Source organism: Neobacillus cucumis (genome assembly GCF_023715505.1).
Map to the genome: position 1 here is coordinate 159,759 of NZ_JAMBOH010000009.1, position 15,943 is coordinate 175,701.

General features: G+C 36.9%; 20 protein-coding genes and 1 pseudogene. 13 read left to right on the forward strand and 8 right to left on the reverse strand.

Annotation, left to right across the window (positions count from 1 at the left end; translation table 11 throughout):
• Positions 1-166: 166 nt before the first annotated feature.
• From M3226_RS15245 to M3226_RS15270, 6 genes are all read left to right on the forward strand, one after another.
• Entirely contained in the window at positions 167-979 is an 813-nt protein-coding gene (locus M3226_RS15245; RefSeq protein WP_251566569.1) for a formate/nitrite transporter family protein, read from the forward strand.
• Between the two features lie 159 nt (positions 980-1,138).
• A complete protein-coding gene (fdhF, locus tag M3226_RS15250) occupies positions 1,139-4,111 on the forward strand; it encodes a formate dehydrogenase subunit alpha (RefSeq protein ID WP_285857859.1) in 2,973 nt (990 codons plus the stop codon).
• Positions 4,111-4,590: a DUF1641 domain-containing protein gene (locus tag M3226_RS15255; RefSeq protein ID WP_251566570.1), complete on the forward strand. Its 480-nt coding sequence runs from the start codon at positions 4,111-4,113 to the stop codon at positions 4,588-4,590. The genes fdhF and M3226_RS15255 overlap by 1 nt, the downstream gene beginning before the upstream one ends.
• A 37-nt stretch (positions 4,591-4,627) precedes the next feature.
• Complete coding sequence (locus tag M3226_RS15260; RefSeq protein WP_251566571.1) at positions 4,628-4,984, forward strand: DUF2294 domain-containing protein; 357 nt, start codon at positions 4,628-4,630, stop codon at positions 4,982-4,984.
• A 16-nt stretch (positions 4,985-5,000) separates the two neighbouring features.
• Positions 5,001-5,816 (forward strand): formate dehydrogenase accessory sulfurtransferase FdhD, encoded by an 816-nt coding sequence (gene fdhD, locus M3226_RS15265; protein WP_251566572.1) that lies wholly within the window; start codon positions 5,001-5,003, stop codon positions 5,814-5,816.
• A gap of 624 nt (positions 5,817-6,440) precedes the next feature.
• Complete coding sequence (locus tag M3226_RS15270) at positions 6,441-7,004, forward strand: hypothetical protein (protein WP_251566573.1); 564 nt, start codon at positions 6,441-6,443, stop codon at positions 7,002-7,004.
• A gap of 152 nt (positions 7,005-7,156) precedes the next feature.
• Here M3226_RS15270 and M3226_RS15275 read toward each other — a convergent pair whose 3' ends face one another.
• The 3 genes from M3226_RS15275 to M3226_RS15285 all read right to left on the reverse strand — a co-directional run bounded on the left by M3226_RS15275 (position 7,157) and on the right by M3226_RS15285 (position 8,524).
• Positions 7,157-7,588 (reverse strand): HIT family protein, encoded by a 432-nt coding sequence (locus tag M3226_RS15275; RefSeq protein ID WP_251566574.1) that lies wholly within the window; start codon positions 7,586-7,588, stop codon positions 7,157-7,159.
• Positions 7,589-7,651: 63 nt separating this feature from the next.
• Positions 7,652-7,945, reverse strand: coding sequence for a hypothetical protein (locus tag M3226_RS15280; protein WP_251566575.1), 294 nt, complete (start codon positions 7,943-7,945; stop codon positions 7,652-7,654).
• 54 nt (positions 7,946-7,999) lie between these two features.
• Positions 8,000-8,524 carry a CarD family transcriptional regulator gene (locus M3226_RS15285; RefSeq protein ID WP_251566576.1) on the reverse strand — a complete coding sequence of 175 codons (525 nt, stop codon included), beginning with the start codon at positions 8,522-8,524 and terminating at the stop codon, positions 8,000-8,002.
• A 287-nt stretch (positions 8,525-8,811) separates the two neighbouring features.
• Between M3226_RS15285 and M3226_RS15290 the strand changes: the two genes are divergently transcribed.
• Both M3226_RS15290 and M3226_RS15295 read left to right on the forward strand, forming a co-directional pair.
• Entirely contained in the window at positions 8,812-8,916 is a 105-nt protein-coding gene (locus M3226_RS15290; protein WP_251566577.1) for a hypothetical protein, read from the forward strand.
• Positions 8,917-9,119: 203 nt separating this feature from the next.
• Positions 9,120-9,464, forward strand: a complete 345-nt coding sequence (locus M3226_RS15295; RefSeq protein WP_251566578.1) for a hypothetical protein — start codon at positions 9,120-9,122, stop codon at positions 9,462-9,464.
• A gap of 218 nt (positions 9,465-9,682) precedes the next feature.
• On the opposite strand, the gene M3226_RS15300 is transcribed toward M3226_RS15295, so the two are convergent.
• Positions 9,683-10,834: an SLC13 family permease gene (locus M3226_RS15300; RefSeq protein WP_251566579.1), complete on the reverse strand. Its 1,152-nt coding sequence runs from the start codon at positions 10,832-10,834 to the stop codon at positions 9,683-9,685.
• Positions 10,835-11,227: 393 nt separating this feature from the next.
• Between M3226_RS15300 and M3226_RS15305 the strand changes: the two genes are divergently transcribed.
• Both M3226_RS15305 and M3226_RS15310 read left to right on the forward strand, forming a co-directional pair.
• Positions 11,228-11,446: a hypothetical protein gene (locus M3226_RS15305; protein ID WP_251566580.1), complete on the forward strand. Its 219-nt coding sequence runs from the start codon at positions 11,228-11,230 to the stop codon at positions 11,444-11,446.
• A 166-nt stretch (positions 11,447-11,612) separates the two neighbouring features.
• On the forward strand, positions 11,613-11,891 hold the full coding sequence (locus M3226_RS15310; protein WP_251566581.1) for a hypothetical protein: 279 nt from the start codon (positions 11,613-11,615) through the stop codon (positions 11,889-11,891).
• An 81-nt stretch (positions 11,892-11,972) separates the two neighbouring features.
• Here M3226_RS15310 and M3226_RS15315 read toward each other — a convergent pair.
• Both M3226_RS15315 and M3226_RS15320 read right to left on the reverse strand, forming a co-directional pair.
• Positions 11,973-12,117, reverse strand: a pseudogene (locus M3226_RS15315) (PadR family transcriptional regulator); the annotation flags it as partial.
• A 193-nt stretch (positions 12,118-12,310) separates the two neighbouring features.
• On the reverse strand, positions 12,311-12,796 hold the full coding sequence (locus tag M3226_RS15320) for a C40 family peptidase (RefSeq protein ID WP_251566582.1): 486 nt from the start codon (positions 12,794-12,796) through the stop codon (positions 12,311-12,313).
• 273 nt (positions 12,797-13,069) lie between these two features.
• On the opposite strand from M3226_RS15320, the gene M3226_RS15325 reads away from it, so the two are divergent.
• Complete coding sequence (locus M3226_RS15325; protein WP_251566583.1) at positions 13,070-13,837, forward strand: YhfC family intramembrane metalloprotease; 768 nt, start codon at positions 13,070-13,072, stop codon at positions 13,835-13,837.
• Between the two features lie 180 nt (positions 13,838-14,017).
• Here M3226_RS15325 and M3226_RS15330 read toward each other — a convergent pair whose 3' ends face one another.
• Positions 14,018-14,458 (reverse strand): cell wall hydrolase, encoded by a 441-nt coding sequence (locus tag M3226_RS15330; RefSeq protein WP_251566584.1) that lies wholly within the window; start codon positions 14,456-14,458, stop codon positions 14,018-14,020.
• Positions 14,459-14,656: 198 nt separating this feature from the next.
• On the opposite strand from M3226_RS15330, the gene M3226_RS15335 reads away from it, so the two are divergent.
• A complete protein-coding gene (locus tag M3226_RS15335; protein ID WP_251566585.1) occupies positions 14,657-14,977 on the forward strand; it encodes a ribonuclease E inhibitor RraB in 321 nt (106 codons plus the stop codon).
• Between the two features lie 104 nt (positions 14,978-15,081).
• Here M3226_RS15335 and M3226_RS15340 read toward each other — a convergent pair whose 3' ends face one another.
• The gene (locus M3226_RS15340) at positions 15,082-15,324 is read right to left on the reverse strand and encodes a glutaredoxin family protein (RefSeq protein ID WP_251566586.1); all 243 of its coding nucleotides are present in this window, start codon (positions 15,322-15,324) and stop codon (positions 15,082-15,084) included.
• 218 nt (positions 15,325-15,542) lie between these two features.
• Here M3226_RS15340 and M3226_RS15345 point away from each other — a divergent pair, with 218 nt between their 5' ends.
• On the forward strand, positions 15,543-15,722 hold the full coding sequence (locus M3226_RS15345) for a hypothetical protein (protein ID WP_251566587.1): 180 nt from the start codon (positions 15,543-15,545) through the stop codon (positions 15,720-15,722).
• The last annotated feature ends 221 nt before the right edge of the window (positions 15,723-15,943 follow it).

A 15,943-nucleotide genomic window follows, 5' to 3' on the forward strand; every position in this document is an offset into this window, starting at 1 on the left:
TTGGCATGAGAACCGATTTATGGTGGGCTTTTTTGCGTTTTTGAAGCAGGCGCGAAGCATGGGGAAGCACAGGGACGGTTCTCCTGCTTCTAAAGGAGCAGGAGAACCGTCCCCATGCTTCCAGAACCGCCCTCATGCTTACATCAACTAATGGGAGGAAAGGTTTATGGCGTTTCATAGTTCCAAGCGTATTGTGGAATTGGCAGTTGAGGCTGGTGCCAGAAAGGCATCAATGAAGCCTAGACATGCAATATTATTAGGATTTTTAGGTGGTGCCTTTATTGCACTCGGATTCCTATTAGATATTCGAGTAACGGCAAATTTACCTCAGGAATGGGGCTCCTTCAGTTCACTAATCGGAGCTGCGGTTTTCCCTATAGGACTAATATTAATCGTAATTGCTGGTGGAGAATTGGTAACAGGAAATATGATGGCACTTCCGATTGCCGTTCTAGCAAAGCGTGCTACGCTAGGACAATTAGTGAAAAATTGGCTCTTAGTATTAGTAAGTAATTTTATGGGAGCGATCTTCGTTGCCTACTTCTTTGGTCACATAGTAGGGTTGACGGAAACAGGTCCTTTCCTAAACCAAACGGTTGCAATCGCAGAAGAGAAAATAGACGAAACCTTTATTCAAAGCTTAATTTCCGCTGTTGGTTGCAACTGGCTCGTATGCTTAGCCGTTTGGATGGCTTATGGTTCAAATGATATTGTTGGAAAAATGGTTGCCATTTGGTTTCCGATTATGGGATTTGTAGCGATCGGCTTTCAGCAAGTTGTAGCTAACATGTTCGTAATCCCGGCAGCTATCTTCTCAGGGCACTTTACATGGGGAAATTATTTCACTAATTTCGTCCCAGTAGTATTGGGAAATGCTATTGGCGGCACGGTTTTTGTTGCCTTCATCTATTGGATGATTCATAAAGAATCTCTTCAAACACTAGCAATAGCAAAGCCAAGTATCAAAAAAGCTGGTTAACGACTAGTATTTGTACGTTAAACATATTAATAGTTTTATAGAAAAAGAAAAAAGAAGGACTAGTTACAGGTAAGGAAGAATACAGGATATATTGGTCATAATAGTGATCTTATTAGTAGATAAATAGATTTCTCTGCTTTGAACGAAGGAGGACTTACATTGAAAGAAAAAATCAGTGTGCTTATTAATGGAACAGCACATGAGGTAGAAAAAGGAACGCGTATTTTAGATTATTTACTGCAACAGGAAGTGGACCATCCGCATATCTGCTATTCGGAAGTCTTAGGTCCGGTGCAGAGCTGTGATACCTGTATGTGTGAAATAAACGGTAACATTATGCGTGCCTGTTCGACTGTTATGGAAGAGGGCATGGACATTTTGACCTCGTCCGAGCTTGCGAAGGAAGCACAGGAGGAAGCAATGGACCGTATTTTAGAAAATCATCTATTATACTGTACCGTATGTGATAATAACAATGGCAATTGTCGTGTACATAATACAGCAGAAATGATGGGCGTTGAACACCAAACACGCCCTCATCGTTCTAAAGGCTATGAGGTAGATATGTCACATCCGTTTTATCGGTACGATCCTGATCAATGTATCTTATGCGGACGTTGTGTGGAGACCTGTCAGGATCTTCAGGTGAATGAAACGCTAACAATTAACTGGGAAAGCGGTCAGCCTCGTGTTTTATGGGACGGAGGAAAAAGTATTAACGAATCCTCATGCGTATCCTGTGGTCAGTGTGTGTCCGTTTGCCCGTGTAATGCCTTGATGGAAAAATCGATGCTTGGAAATGCTGGATTTATGACAAGCATCTCAGATGACTTGCTTACACCGATGATTGACATTGTCAAAGCGGTAGAGCCTGATTATCAAACGATTTTTGCCGTTTCAGAAGTAGAAGCAGCGATGCGTGAAACACGTATAAAGAAAACAAAAACCGTTTGTACGTTCTGCGGCGTAGGCTGTTCCTTTGAAGTTTGGACAAAAGATCGTGAAATTCTCAAAATCGAACCATCTGAAAACGCTCCTGTAAATAGTGTTTCCACCTGTGTAAAAGGTAAATTTGGCTGGGACTATGTGAATTCAAATGAGCGGATTACGACACCTTTAATCCGTCAAGGTGATGTGTTTGTTGAAGCAACTTGGGACGAGGCCCTTTCTCTCGTTGCAAAGAAACTGGGTGGGATTAAAGAAACCTACGGAAGTGATTCCATCGGTTTTATTTCATCCTCTAAGATGACGAACGAAGAAAACTACCTGATCCAAAAATTGGCCCGCCAAGTCTTTGGAACCAATAATGTGGATAACTGCTCTCGTTATTGTCAGTCACCAGCTTCATGGGGGTTACAACAAACGGGAGGCATTGGCGGTGACACCGGAACTATTAAGGATATAGCGGGTGCGGGTCTTGTCATACTGGTAGGATGTGCCCCCGCAGAAGGACATCCAGTACTTGCGACACGTATCAAACGTGCACAAAAACTTCACGGACAAAAAATAATTACCGTTGATGTGCGCCGGCATGAAATGGGAGATCGTGCCGACTTGTTCGTCCGTCCGAAACAAGGAACGGATTACGTTTGGCTATCAGCTGTTACGAAGTATATGGTGGACCAAGGATGGCATGATGAGCCATTTATTCAAAAACATGTCAATCAATTTCATGAGTTCCGGAAAATGATGGAGCCATATACTCTTGAAGAGGCAGAAAATATAACAGGTATTGCTAAAGAAACATTAATTCAAATAGCGGAAATGATTCGTGATGCGGATGGAACAGCGATTTGTTGGGGGATGGGTGTAACACAAAACATCGCGGGTTCACATACTTCTGTTGCGATTGCAAACCTGCTCCTAGCAACAGGAAACATGTTGCGGCCAAATGCTGGTGCCTACCCGTTACGGGGACATAATAACGTACAAGGTGCAGCGGACATGGGAACGATGCCAAATATCTTCCCTGGCTATCAGTCAGTATCAGATGACCAAGTTCGTGCAAAGTTTGAAAAGGTTTATGGTGTCGACATCCCTGCAGCTTCTGGTCTCGACAATATTCAGATGCTGGAAGCTATTGATAAAGGCGAGATGAAGGCGATGTTCATCGCTGGGGAGGATATGGCCTGGGTTGATGCTGATTCCAATCATACACAGGAAATGCTCACTAAATTAGATTTCCTTGTCGTACAAGAAATCTTTTTATCCACAACAGCCCAATTCGCAGATGTTATTTTGCCAGGAGCTCCTTCTCTTGAAAAGGATGGAACTTTTACAAATACCGAACGTCGCGTACAGCGTTTGTATCAAGCATTAGAGCCTCTTGGGAATAGTAAACCGGACTGGTGGATTCTTACACAGCTGGCGAAACAGATGGGCTTTGAATGGAATTATACTCATCCAAGTGAAATTTTTGCGGAAATGGCAAGCCTAACGCCTTTCTTCAGCCAGTGCAGCTACGATGTTCTTGAAGGGTGGAACAGCTTCCACTGGGGTTCTCCTGATGGAACAGACACACCGCTGCTTTACCAAGACGGTTTTCATTTCCCAGATAAAAAAGCTCGGTTCGGTCTGTTTGATTATGTGCCGCCAGTGGAGTTCCCGCAAGAATTCGATCTTTCATTAGATAACGGTCGTCTGTTGGAGCACTTCCATGAAGGAAACTTAACACAGAAATCAAAAGGACTTAACTACAAATTCCCGAAAGTTTTCGTTGAGGTATCCCCCGAACTTGCAGAAGAGCGCGGCGTAAAGGATGGTTCACTTGTCCGTCTTGTATCTCCATATGGGGCGATTCGCCTGCCAGTTCTAGTAACAGATCGTGTGACAGGAAAAACGGTGTATGTGCCAATGCATTCCTCCAGCCACGAGAGTGCGGTTAACCTGCTTACTGGAGGGGCAGTAGATGTGGTGACACATACACCAGCATACAAACAAGCCAAAGTTCGGATGGAGGTTCTTGAATTTGACGGTGAAAATCCGCTTCCAAAGTACAATCCACGTAATGCGACGCGAACACCGCAAATGGGCCTTGAGATTTACCGCAAGTGGGAACGCGGAGATTACGTTCCGATTGCCAGTGTAAACGAATATGTTAAGCCGGGTTTCTATGACAGGAGGAATGCGTAATGGCCAGGCCAATACAGACTATTCAAAAAGCAGAACTGACACAAGAAGAAAAGAAAATACAATCCCTGGAGAATCTTCTTTCCGGGGTCGCACAAAATAAGGATTCATTACTCGAGACGTTGAATCTATTGCAGGAATTGCATGATAGCGGAATGATGGAAGCTTTAGGAAGTCTCTTAAAAGCAAAAGAGAGCGCAGCAAAAATTGCGGTCGGACAACTGACACGAAAACCGGTAACAAACATGATCAATAATGCGATGGCTGCTGGCGGCATTTTGACTGACCTGGATCCTGATACAACCAGTAAGCTTGCCAAAAGCTTGACGGCTGGATTGAAAAAGGCCGAGCAAGGATTAAAAGCAGATACCAAGTTTGGGTTCTTTGACTTAATGAAAGCCATGAAGGATCCTGATATCAATCGAGCGGTAGGATTTGGATTTAACCTGTTAAAGGGTATAGGAGAAGGGTTAAAAGAGTAACAAGAATTCGAAACTGTAAAGATGAGGAGGGCGGTTAATGACAAAGAATATGGAGCATCAATTTAGTATGCTTGTTCGCGAAATTAGAAAAGAATATGTTGGAAATGGGCCGAAGGAAATCACCACGAAATTTATTGGTTCCTGGGCGATCAGCGAAATGATAGGGAATCTTACAAATGTAGAAAAGTTTATGATCCATTCAGAACAGGGCGCACAGATGGTACATGAGACGAGAACAAGATTCGTCAAGGAAATCTATAAAAAGCCAGAGGTCCTGTTAAGATTTGAAACCTTGATGGGGGCAAAGATTTTGCGGCTGTTTTCCGATATTAATATCGAAGAAGATATAGCGATGACCGTATTCGTCTTTGACCAATCTATCGAGGGAAAGTAACTAGGAGTGAAAAAGTATGGACCAGCCAATGAAAATGGAAAGTCAGGTATGGCGGTATGAGAACGGCGTCATACACAAAGTAACGGATACCATTGTAACGGAATATCCCATTACCATTGTGCTAAATGAGCAAGAATTCGCTACACTCGTTTGCAGCCCTGATAATATTGAAGAATTAGTTGTTGGCTTTTTGGCATCTGAAGGTATCATTAAAAGTTATAAAGAAATTAAAGAACTTACGATTATCGAAGCAACAGGCCGTGCGATTGTGAATACGTATAAGGTAAACAAACTCAACGAGATGTTTCACTCGAAACGATATATAACATCTTGCTGTGGAAAAAGCCGTCAGAGCTTTTATTTTTATAATGATGCTAGAACCGTTAAACCACTTGAAAACGTGAATGTGACGATTCCGATTGACCAATGCTTTCATTTGATGCAACTCATGCAAGAGGCGTCGGTTATCTTCCAGGATACAGGCGGAGTGCACAATGCGGCTCTTTGTGACAGTAATGGCATGGTCGTAGATAGAACGGACATCGGACGACACAATGCTCTGGATAAAATTTATGGTCATTGCTTACAGCATTCTATAACTCTTTCAGACAAAGTTATTGTTTTTAGTGGTCGGATATCCTCAGAGGTATTATTAAAAGTAGCTAAAATTGGATGTGGTATTGTTTTATCAAAATCAGCTCCGACTGAGTTGGCCCTCAGACTGGCAGACGAGCTTAATATTACGACCGTGGGTTTTTTACGCAATCATTCATTAAACATCTATACAAGACCCGATCGAATTGACTTTAAAAGTGTACAATCACTTACGTAAAAAAGTGCCGTTTCTGAGGAGCGGCACTTTTTTTATGGCTGAAAAGACGGACTTAATAATCAAGATTTTAAATGGACTGATTGAGTGTATGAATTACATTGGTTTTGGGTGTGTTTGTTTCAATATGTTTAAAGAATTGTTAGTTCTAAATAAAAGTATCAAAATTCATATGCCACAAACAAATGGGTATAATAAATAATAAAAGGTTAGGAAATGGCTTTGGGATAACACCAAAGCCATTTTTCCTTGTTTCGTGATTTTCTTATTTAGTCTTTAAAATACCTTCTAACAATTATTTGCCAATTGATTTGGTATGTAGGCCAGTGATTGATTTCTCGCTCAGCAAAAAGACCTGTAACGACAAATTAATAGGCCTATAATAGGACTTTTTAATTAAAAATCGTGAGAATTGCAGAATTTTGGTGCAATAAGCAGGATTTTTGACTTTGATAAATGAATATATAAATACATGATTTTGACAGATTACGAGAAGAACTTACGATATAAATAAGAATGAGTAAATAGAACCTGGATGTTTTTTTATAACAAAAAGAATTGCAGATAGAACAAATATAAAGCGCCTTATTCAATTATTCTATCAACGTACGAAAGAAGGTATACGATATGATTGAAAATTTCTTTGCTGATTATAAAAAGTTTATTGTGGAACCGGAAGATGAAAAGCGAGTTGCTGATGTATATGATCCAAAGAATTATGCTGCCTTTTATATTCTAACATTGTCTATTTTTGATTCCCGTTTATCGACATGGAAAGATGCAAGTAAATTTGAAATAGACGTTGAAAAAAGTATCAAAACAGTCCTGAAGGATTTCAATCATAAACAGCGTGAAAAGTACCATCTTCAATTACTTGAATTAGATAAGTTTAAAAACTATTTTATCTTGGCCCTTTCTTCGAAAAATAAATTTAATCCAGAGGAGGATAAGGAACGTATAGCTTATATCATTGATCATATCCTAACGAATCCTTTTTATGTAGGGCAAGGCTGGTTCAACCTTATTGGTGAAAAAGGGAAAGTAGCCCGCAAACTCTTTTGCTGCTCCTTTAAGGAATATGTATTGGGGGACCAAAACCAAACAGAAAAATATGAAAACATTAGTGAATTAATTCCGAAAAATGGAGAGATAAAGCTGATCAAAAGCGCTCTGAAAAAAGATATTCTCTAATCGAAAAAATACTTGGGGCAGCCCAAGTGTTTTTTTGTACTAAATTTTGAAAGGTCAAAATTTAGTAGCTTAGTAAAAAAAGTGGGAGGGTTCTCCAAGTTAATTTCTCTCAAATTAACTACTTAAGCAGGCGAACCGTCCCAGAATAATGATTAGTTGATTTGTAATTGAGTTTTTATTTTTTCGATCATTTCGTTATATTCGTCATCGGTTAAATACGTTTTACCAAGGTTCATTTCGAACGTAGAGCCCCAATTTTCTTTCCCTTCGTACTTGGGTACAATATGCATATGTAGGTGGTGTAACGTATCACCGTATGCGCCATAATTAATTTTATTCGGTTCGAAGATCTTATCCAATGCTTCGGCAACACGGTTCACATCATGAATAAACGCAGCAGATTCCTGTTCACTTAGATGAAACAGCTCTTTCACGTGACCCTTATAAACCACGTTACATCTGCCTCTATAGGTTTGCTCTTTAAAAAGAAAGACAGTGGATACACCTAGTTTACCAATTTCTATCATCAGGTTATCCCGTTTTTCATCTTCCATACAGTACATGCAATCTTGATTCTTTTCCATCTTATTTCTTCCCTTCTGGTCGAATAAATTGATGTAGTAGCCTACTTAGTATACACCTATTATTCAAGTATTAGTTAATTCGTCTCCAGCGGTTAAAACAAAATCCTTGTCATAGAAATAACCATATTTATTTTGATCAAATTCAACTCGGTATGTATCAAAACCTGAATTACAGTGATTTTGTTCTATTATTGTACCAATCCTATTTTCAAATTTTTTAAGGTAAAAGTAATCTTCCTGTTCCATAGATTCCTTGTTTATCTTAATAATTCTTACCTTTTCGCCTACCTTACTATTTATTTCACCATTGTGAATAAAATGATCTGGGTAGACTTTTTCTTTCTTATTCGTATCCATTTAAAACATCTCCTACAAGCTTCCTATAATCCAATAAAAAAGAAAACACCTTTTTTAATTGAATTGAATAGGTGTTTGATCTGTTGTTTCTATCAAGCTATTAATTTTTTCAAAAATAACTTCTGGTGAGGTATTGAGGGCAATTGACAACTCTTTAAACAAAATAGCTTGAATGGTGCTTAAAATTTTGTTATCGTGTTCATAAAATTTTTTTCCAGCCATTTTATATTCATACTTTTTCCGCATAAGTGTATTGGCTACGTTAGCAATATCCATCCTATTTCCGGTTTTAATAGTATCGGTATAAACTTGACCACGCAATTGCGGTCTTTCTATCCAATTTATTCCTGCCGAATGGAATGAATCTACTATCTTTACTGCTTCTTCTTTATTCATTAACTTTAGTATAACGGTCTTGTCATTATCAACTGGGGTACTTATCGTTAAATTATGACTATTATCAATTGGATGTAAGACGTAGTAAGCTCTAGTAATCCCAGAATAGGTCTTATCACAGATTTCATCTATCCGGCATATACCATGTCCTGAATAGACGATTAAATCACCAATACTAAACATAGTGCTCACTCCTTTTAAATCTAAATCTAACGTCAACCAAGTTGACTAAATTTATTTTAATTCTTTTTTTGCACCATTGTCAACTAAGTTGACGTTTTGTTGTTCCTTCTTGGAAATACTAATCACGTCTATAAATCGAAACAAGGAGAGTAAAATGAAAGATAAAATCCTTCGTTATCGTTCAACTCCATTTATTTGGGTGTTTTGTTAGCTATCGTTGGTGGTTTTTAGATGCTTAAACGTTTATCAGCCGAGATGGAGTATTTGCTACTGTCCAAACGGGGAATATGGTACCGCTTGCTGTAAACGCAACAAATAAGGAATGGAGAGGATCTTTGCTGTTTATTCCGTCTATTTTGGCTTTTTGCAATAAAGCATCTGGGTTTACGTGATTTAATAAATAACTTGAACGAAAAACAACAATTTCTTTAGTCTTAGTAATTGAAAAACATCACTATCACCAATTGTACTAGTAACCAATTTTTTATTTAAAGTGACAGAAATTGGCCAATTTGTTATAATAGAAATAAGAAAATATGTTCGGTAAATAGGTTGATATCAATAATCTAACTTTAATAAAACTGGGGGAGTTCAAATGGAAGAGAAATTTAAACTAATCCTCGATGAATTAAAAAAAATCAACACTCGTCTGGAAAATTTAGAAACAGGCCAAAAACAGTTAGAAACAGGCCAAAAACAGTTGGAAACGGGCCAAATACATTTAGTAGCTAGTCAAAAACAGTTAGAAGAAGGTCAAAATAAATTGCATTTAGATGTGATTGAAGTAAAAAATGGACAAGAAAAACTACAAAAGAATTTAATACAAAGTATGGGTGATTACACAGAAAAAATCATTCAATACACGGATAATAGAACATCTGCCTTAAACAAACGGCTTTTTCATGTTGAAACAGAAATTGAAAAACTAATAAGACAATAATCATTTCTGTATTTCAGCCTTTACCTTGGCCAATATATCATTTACCACAAAAAATAATCCATCCTGCTTTGGTTGGATTATTTTTGATAGAGCATCGTATTATATTCCTGTTTACCTGGTTGTTTAAAGTAATATAGGTATCTTTGAGGAACAACTGCTTATAGCTATTCAAAAAGGATCAAGCAAGGAATTTCGCTGATCAGAGGAACCTTCCATTTTTACATCATCTTTAAAAATTTTAAGATTGCAAACTGTACTAGGGCAAAAAATAGTAAAAAAGCAAAATTATAAATCGTAAATTTGGTTAAATATTGTTTACCTTCACTCGGATTGGATTGGATAAACAATTTATAAGAGATGACACTGGCTAGTGAAGCAATGATGGTCCCAAGTCCCCCGATATTTACTCCCAATAACAAAGGTTTCCAATCCGTTGTAAAATGTGACAAAAGGATGGAGGCCGGTACATTACTAATCAGCTGGCTGAAAAAGATAGAACTAAAATAGACAGAAGCTGAATTTTTTAGGCTAGTTCTTGCAAGGGCCTGTACGGCCTCAGCATGAGATATATTCCCGATAAAAATGAAAAAGCAGATAAAGGTTAAAAGCAATAAATAATCAATCTTTACTAATATCTTTTTATTTAATAAAAGCGAAATCATCAAAGTGATAATGAAGGCCATTTGATCATGTAAGATTCCAAAAATAGAAGCAATAATGATGATAAATACAATTCCCCAAACGGTAGCTTTCTTTCCATCAACAATCATAACCGGAGTAAGATCCACCTTTAGTTCAGTACTCTTAAGTTTTCGAATGAGAAAATACAGAGAACTGATCCCAAGAATAGCCATAAAGACAATGGATGTAAAAAAGGGCACTTGTTTAATTCCAAAATAAGAATAGATAAACAAATTTTGCGGGTTTCCCATTGGAGTTAAACTGCTGCCAATATTGGCAGCAATGGTTTGAAGAATGACCGTCACCATCATGGGAATATTCGTTTTTTTGCTAATTACTAGAGTCAAAGGTACAAACGTTAGTAGGGCTACATCGTTGGTAACGATCATGGAGCTAAAGAAGCACAACAAAATAAGGATCGCAGAAAAGGATTTACTATTTTTACTTTTATTTAAAAGACTTATAGCCAATTTATCTAATACCTTAAGCTCTTCAAAAGCCTTGATGGCCAGCATCAGATTAAATAAACAAACCAGCACATGAAAATTAATATACTCCAGTTTTGGCGGCTGAATAAAACAGCTTAGGGCTGCTAGTACAAGGGAAAAGGTAAAGACCAAGTCTTTTTTTAGTAGAGCAAATGTAATCTCAAGTTTATTTTTTTGTTGAATCAGTACAGTTTCTTTCACAGTAATATCACCTACACGCGTATTCCTTAATCATTTATAAATTCTCAACCTTATGATTCTAACATGTAGGTTTATGGTTGAATAGGGTTAAAGTAGATTCAAATAACGAAAGACTACAGTCTGTCCAGGTGAGTAATCGATGATGGTAGAATAGGAAAAAGAGATAAAATCAGCGTCCAGTCCTTAGTAAGTTGATTATAGAGCATAAAACGATTATATCTTGTATGAAAATAAAAGGGTGCAGCTGTCCTTTGGTGATGCAGTCCCACAGAAATCGTGCACGAAAAAAATTTTACTAGCAATTGATAAGATATACGAAATCGAGACAGGAGTTTAAGCAATTTATTAAATGTAAGAACATTAGTTCTGTTATAATGGTAATGAGGTGATTAGATGTCTTATCATATCATGCTGACAAGGAAAATTTCAGACATCAAAGGTCATTTACAGATCCAAGTTCAAGTAATGGATGCAGCCACTCCTCAGATCATTTACTTTACACTGGATGAACTAGAAAAAGATGACTTGCCGGAAGACCTTAAGGAATACATAAGAGGAATAAAATCAGGGATTGAGGAGGGAAGATGGCATTATAGTGGGAAATATAAATGAAGGATATATCATATACAAATGATTCAAATTTCAAGGCGGTAAAATATGTAGAAAACCCGAGTAAATGGACGATTTCCCTTCCATTAGTAAAGAAGTTTAATTGAAGAAGGTTTTAATATATGGGTTGTAGAATTTGATCTAGAAAGGGAAATATTGGGAGGGAATCATGAATAAAAATCTAATATCTTTTTCCATTATCTTTTTAGGACTTTGTATCGTTTTAAGTTCTTGGTTTATTTCACAATCCTTAAAATCGTTCCAGAATAATGAGGACAAAGTAAAACAGGATGACCCATTCAGATATGAGTTAATCACACCAAATGAGAGCAACATCATTTTATTTGATAAGCAAAGTGGGGATTATTGGCGCAAGTACATTGAACCTAATGAGGGGCCTACTGATTGGGAAAAACAACAATCCCCTGTCTCTTCAGGAACTAACTAATTAACATACATATATTGATTATTCATGTTAAATAGATGTCAATAGTTATGGAATAGAGCTTTCAGTTGGCAGCCTTTTATTGTAAATTGTACCTTCGCTCACATCACCTAACCCCACTTCTTGGAGTTTCTTCGATGATTCATAGCCAAACACTGGTTGCTTTTCAATTTCTGATAACACACAACCGGCCAATATGTCCTTTTAATAATTGACTTCTTAAGGACATTGTATAGCTTCCTTTCTTATTAAAAGTTGCACAGCTATTTTGTAAAGCAGGGTAGTTCATGAAAAAACAACTACTTTGTTATTCATAGTAGTTATCTGTTTTTATCCTTTTTTATCCAATTATGTCAATTTAAACACGATTTATTCCTTATAGCAGAAAGAGCTGCCCCTTGGACAGCTCTTTCCTAATGTTGTTACTCTTTTAAAACACGCTTGGCACCAACATATCGATCGTTCCAATATTTTAACGTTAGCGATTGAATGGAAACTCCATTTGAGGTAGCAGCAATAAATTTATTGTTTCCTAAATAGATTCCCACAAATGAAATATCTCTTCCGTTTGTTTTAAAGAAGACCAAATCTCCCTCTTTTAGGTTCTTCTTTAATACAGACTTCCCAAATTTATATTGTTCCTTTGAAGAGAGAGGAAGAGTGATTTTAGCAGCAGACTTTTTAAAAACATATTTCGTATACCCAGAAGCATCAAATCCTTTAGATGTTGTACCACCCCATTTAAAAGGTGTCCCAATATATAGTTTAGCCACTGTTGTTACTTCCTGTCCCCAAGATATTGAAGCTTCAGCCTTGTGTAAAAAAGGTGTAAACAAAAAAGCCATTACTAAAGCCAATGTTGTAAATCCTGCCATCATCCATTTTGGTAAACGCAATACTTGAATCATTCTCCAGCCTCCTAATAATTGGTATTTGTTGATCAACATCTAAATAGACTCAAGAAAGCATAGTTTAGTTTCAATATTAAAAAAAGATTTCAATCGACAAACTTCCTGCATTAAGTTTTAAACATCTGTTAAAAAGTAAATTAAGTTTTTATTAGACTTTAAGAATTTAAATAAAAATGGAAATTAAATCTTGACAGTTATTGGCAAATACAATATTATCATTATTGATAATGATAATATTAAGGGGAAGGCTGGAATAAGGGGGAGAATAGAATGGTTAGTACAGCAAAGATTATTTCGATGTTTGTGCCAATTATGTTTTCGTTTGTGTTGTTTATTGGGTTGATTTTGTATTTTCGAAAGAAAACAGGTATCGCGGTTAAGCCGTTAATTGCAGGTGCGATTGGATTTGTACTAATGACACAGGTTTTGGAAAAAGCGCTCCATCTTGCGGTCATTACGGCTTTTCCAAATTATGCGGACCACCCTTGGGCATTTGGGCTATATGGTGGTTTGGCAGCGGGTTTATTTGAAGAACTTGGGCGCTGTCTTTTATTCACTTGGCTGTTAAAAAAGTTCCATGACTACAAAGGCGGAATTTCTTTTGGAATCGGCTGGGGCGGCATAGAGGCTGTTCTACTGATGTTAACACTGATCGTGCCAAACATCATGTTTGCTTTTATGATTAATGCAGGTACACTAGAAAAAACTTTGGCAGGACAAATGCCAGTGGACCAGGTCGCAGCTATTAAAGAAACCGTGTTAAACAATGGTGTATCCTTTTATTTATTAGCCTGTGTCGAACGGTTTTTCGCTGTATTCATGCAGATCGCCTTGAGTTTATGGGTATTGATTGCGGTAGTAAAGAAGAAATTTGTTTACGTTATTTATGTTATTCTAATTCATGCAGCAGTTGATTTCCCGCTCGTATTCGTGCAGACCGGCCATTTTAGAAATTTATGGGTTGTGGAATTATATATAGCCATAGTGGGGATGATTTCATTTTGGTTGATTAAGAAGGGGAGAGCTTTGTTACCTTAACTATTGAGGGAGTTTTACGCCGAATTGGGCTCTACCTGTCAGTATGGAGAAAATTAAATAAAAACTAGTCTCTCGATTTACTTATGAAGGAGGGCAATACCGCATCCTTCATAAGTATATCTTTTATAAAGTCTGATTTTGCAAAGTTTGTTCCTCTCTTTACCACAATAACTTGAAAACCTAACCGCTATAAACAGTATCACATGTTCCAGCTTTCGGTTCATAATAACAATGATTTTTAAATTGACCAGATTGTGGTTGACCGTACCATGTTGGAGGGCATGGAGCATGTGGATTAAAATACCAAAGGGCATATTTCCCTGGGTGTTGTCTCCAATAATCCAAATTCTGTTTTGCTAATCTTCTTTCAGAAGTTCTCGCTCTTTGATAAAATACATTTCCTTTTTGAACAGCTTCAAAGGAAAAATTTCCTCCTTGTACTTGAAAAATAACTTGGTTAATCGTTCGTAAACCTTTAAAGTCTAAACAATTGGCGATAAGACGATTAACAATGACATTTCCAACATATAACATTCCCTGTTTTCCTTCACCTTCGGCTTCTGCTCGCATCATCCTTGCCATTAAATCAACGTCAGAACTTCTGTAATTTACTCTTGGCATTGTTTCACCTCCAAAATATAGTATGAAAAAAAGCCTACATTGATGTAGACTTTTTTAAATAAAATCACATTTCACCTATGTCCAAGACTTTTCAGTTTTACTGTTCGAATTCTGTACAAAAAATTTATATTAGTCTTTAGGAACTAAGTGAATTATAATGACAACTATGACATTTTCTATAACAGGGAGGAAAAACGAATGAAATTTCCAAATGATGCGGATGGAGAAGCTTTACAAAGTCTATATAAAGATGGAGTGAATTTTAAGAAACAGCAATCTGTCGAATTTTTTGTAGCTGTACCCGATCAAACAACAGGTGAAAAATTATTGGAAGTATTAAAAGGAGAAGGATTCAATGGTTTCTTAGAGCAGGATGACGAAACGGATGAGTGGGCATGTTGTTGCTCTAAAAGAATGCTTTTAAATTACAATGAAATAATTAACATACAAAAGAAATTAAATAACTTAAGTAAACCACATGGTGGATATTCGGATGGCTGGGGTGTTTTTGTAGATTAATTAAAAACGTAAAGCCTTAAAACAGGAATTATTTTAATAACGCTAGAGGTTTCATTAAAGGGGGCAATGATGATCTTCATCACTGCCTATTTGCGTTATTAAAATTATTTCCCTAATAATCCAGACAATTTGGTCTGATCAAATCCGAGGATAACTTCCTCACGGTCTTCGTATTTGATAATGGTTGCTGGTGTAGCAGCAGCACCTAATTCAATAAGTTCATAGAGATATTGATCGTTTTTACGTACGTCTCTTTCTTCAAACTCAATCCCATTTTCTTTAAACCATAGTTTTTCCGCATGGCATGGCGGGCACGTTTCTTGTGTATAAATAATCACTTTTCTCATTTCACAACCTCCTCTTCCTTAAGGTCATTGTACAACGATTTTTGTTTCCATACCATGAGTACGATTCATTTGGCCGGCATTAACTGATTTAACGTGGGTTTCCCTCTAACTCGATAGTTTTAGCAAGGAATAATTCGAGCTAACGTAAAATATTTATATAAGAGACAAATGGAAGTTAGTACATTTCCCTGTAACTGTTCTAGAAGGGAGCAAATAGTTTGAATCGAAATAAAAATGTACAGTTAACCATTTTCTTGCTTTCTTGCTTATTAATCATCCTTATTGTTCATGCCATACTTCATATAAAAATTTACTTTGTTTACTCTACGAGTCTTGGTCCTATTTTCTTAATCGGATTGATTATTTTCCTAATTGCTATTTTATATTATAAAGGCTAAAACACACGTGAATGGAATAAAAGTTCTCTGAATGGCATCTTCATAAATATTCCCATAAAAAAACATTGGTTCCTATCCACCAATAAGCAACAAATAGTTTGTATTATCATGTATCAAATGGTAAAATATAGCTCCATTATGAATGAAAGCATCTACAAAAAATTGTAGATGTTTCTTTTTGTTGCAGCCTTTACCATAAAAAAAACCTTCCTACTTGAGAG